This window comes from uncultured Leptotrichia sp., from assembly GCF_938036635.1.
In the GTDB taxonomy this organism is placed as follows: Bacteria; Fusobacteriota; Fusobacteriia; order Fusobacteriales; family Leptotrichiaceae; genus Leptotrichia; species Leptotrichia hongkongensis.
Genome location: NZ_CALHQO010000191.1, coordinates 1 through 2749 on the forward strand (window position 1 = coordinate 1; position 2749 = coordinate 2749).

The 2749-nt window shown below is 27.0% G+C and carries 3 protein-coding genes; all 3 read left to right on the forward strand.

Annotation, left to right across the window (positions count from 1 at the left end; genetic code table 11):
* The first annotated feature begins 224 nt into the window (after positions 1-224).
* Positions 225-656, forward strand: a complete 432-nt coding sequence (locus tag Q0370_RS03775) for a DUF6314 family protein (RefSeq protein WP_299572315.1) — start codon at positions 225-227, stop codon at positions 654-656.
* Between the two features lie 167 nt (positions 657-823).
* On the forward strand, positions 824-1165 hold the full coding sequence (locus tag Q0370_RS03780; RefSeq protein ID WP_021744537.1) for a histidine triad nucleotide-binding protein: 342 nt from the start codon (positions 824-826) through the stop codon (positions 1163-1165).
* Between the two features lie 36 nt (positions 1166-1201).
* A partial coding sequence (locus Q0370_RS03785) for a DKNYY domain-containing protein (RefSeq protein ID WP_299572319.1) occupies positions 1202-2749 on the forward strand: 1548 nt, incomplete at its 3' end.

Below are 2749 nucleotides of genomic sequence, written 5' to 3' on the forward strand. Positions count from 1 at the left end.
TTACATCAATTACGACGAAATTTTAACCATTAACAATTGACAATTGATAATTAACAATTAAAACTTTTTCAACTTTTTCTTGCTTTTGTCTTTTTTTGTTTATAAGGTGATAACTTTTCTTATAAAAATGGATAAATAGTATTTGTTTTCTTTATTTTGTACTTTATTTTTGATATACTGTAATAAATATATTGGAAGATGTTTGAAATTACGGGAGAAATAGTATGGATAGGATTATGGATATTTATGAAATTATGAGAAATGTTAGTAGGATATCTTTTAAGGCAAAGAGTTTGGAAGGGTCTTCGACAGGTTGGAATTATGTTGGCAAAGGGAATGTTGTGATTAGAGAAGAAGGAGATAGGTTGTATTTTATTGAAGAAATTATTCTGGATAATGATATTCGGTATAGTGATAGAAAATTATGGGAGTTTAAGGAAAATTATATTGGATTTTATAGGTTTAGAAATGGTAATTATGAGAAGATATTTGAGTTTCTATTTTGTGATGGGGAATTTATGATGAAGAAAGAATATTTGTGCAGTCCTGATTTATATTATGGAGAAATGAAAATTTTGGATAATAGAATTTGTTTGCTTATAAAAGTAAAGGGGGAAAAGAAGAATGAAGTTTTAGAATACACGTACTTAACATAGAAATGTAGTCAATTCAGGACTTTTGAAAAGTGTTGAAGTAGAGTGTGTTTAGTGTAGGTTTGTTTGATAACTATATGTATTTAGAATTTAATAAAACAAATATTCTGAAGCAAGGGGTCTTGACCCCTTTTCAAAATTTAAAAAAATAAAATAAGGAAGTGATTTTTATGTCAACAATTTTTAAAAAGATAATAGATAAGGAAATACCAGCAAATATTGTATATGAAGATGAGGAGTTCTTGGCTTTTCATGATATAAATCCAGCGGCAAAAGTTCATGTGCTTGTAATTCCAAAAAAGGAAATTAAAAATTTGGATGCGGCAACTGAAGAAGATGCTTTACTGCTTGGTAAATTGCAGTTGACTGTGGCAAAAGTGGCTAGAATTCTGGAATTGGATAAAGATGGGTATAGAGTTATAACTAACATTGGGGACAATGGTGGACAGGAAGTTTATCATATTCATTACCATATTTTAGGTGGAGAAAAATTGCCAGTTACATTGAAATAGAAACAGTAAAATTTTCTAAAATTATGGAGGAAGTACATGAAAAGCAGACTTTCTAAAATTGTAATTCTTGTCTTTCTTGTTGCAAATCTAGGAATGGCTGAATATATAAAAAAAGATAATGCTGTTTACTATAAGGATGAGATATGGCAGGCAGATGAGAAAAAGGTAAATGATGCCGATTTTAAAACATTTGTAGAATTGAATAAGATTTATGGGAAAGATAATAAAAATGTTTTTTATGGAGACGAAAAACTAGAAAATGTAGATTTTAAAACATTTCAGGCAGTTGGGGAAAATATTGGAAGAGATAAAGATAACTTTTATTGGTATAACCAGAAAGTAAAAATAAATCCAAAAGATTTTAAATTTTATAAAAATAAGGATAAAATAGTATATTTTAGAAATAATGGGAAAATATATGATTTAAAAGGATTAGATGAACTTAATGAAATTGAGGATGTAGATACTTTTGAAGTACTGGATGATGAATATTCAAAAGATAAACATAATATTTATTATGATGGAGTAACTTTGTCTGATGTGGATATGGATACTTTTCAGATAATAATGCCAAATTACTACGCTAAAGATAAAAATAGCGTATATGCAGGACATAAAAAAATTAAAGGGGCAAATCCAAAAACAATAAAAGTTTTGAATATTGTATATATAAAAGACGATAAAACTGTTTTTTCGAATTTTTCTTTTAGTAATACACTTAAAAACGCAGATGTTAAGTCTTTTGAAGCATTAGGACAATACTACGGAAAAGATAAAAACAATGTATATTTAATGGGAGAAAAAATAAAAAAAGCCGATGTAAAAACTTTTCAAGTAATTTTAGAAGAATTTTTTAAGCACTATTCAAAAGATAAGAATAATGTTTATTTGGAAACATACATTATAGAAGGAGCAGATCCGAAAACTTTTGAAATTATAAAAGAAGAGCCGTCTTATTCAAAGGATAAAAAGTACTTGTATTATTCTGGGAAAAAAATTGATGAAATTAGAGAGAATTTAGAAAACATGAGTGCTGGAGTGCTTGATATTATAAAAAATGGAAACAGAATTTATGCTAATGGAAATAGGCTTGATATAGAAAATCCAGAAAATTTTAAAATAATAAAAAATGATTATTACAGTAATCCAAATATAATTTATGGAAAAAACAACAAAAATATATATGTAATTATAGGAAATGGACAAAAAATTCGTAGTAAAGTAATAAAAGATGCGGACATAAACTCTTTTGAAATAATGGAAATTGGTGCGTATTCACGAGATAAAAATAATATTTATTTTACGTATTCTGATGTTGTGAAAATGAAAGATGTAGATAAAGACAGTTTTACTATCGGAGAACATGGCTTTTCGTATGATAAAAACAGTGTGTATTTTTATGGGAAAAAGATAGATGGAATCAGTCCAAAAGGCTTTAAGATTGTTGATTTAGCTGTTAATTCTTGGAAGCCTGTAACATTTGCACTATTGACAGACAGTAAAAATTTATATAAATTTATTTATGAATTTAATCCTGAAACGTATAAATTGAAAAATACAAAATTGGTTACTGTAACGAATGTA

Excerpts from the sequence above, each read along its gene's own strand:
- Q0370_RS03780 (WP_021744537.1), top strand. The coding sequence starts at position 824 with ATGTCAACAATTTTTAAAAAGATAATAGATAAGGAAATACCAGCAAAT.
- Q0370_RS03775 (WP_299572315.1), top strand. The coding sequence starts at position 225 with ATGGATAGGATTATGGATATTTATGAAATTATGAGAAATGTTAGTAGG.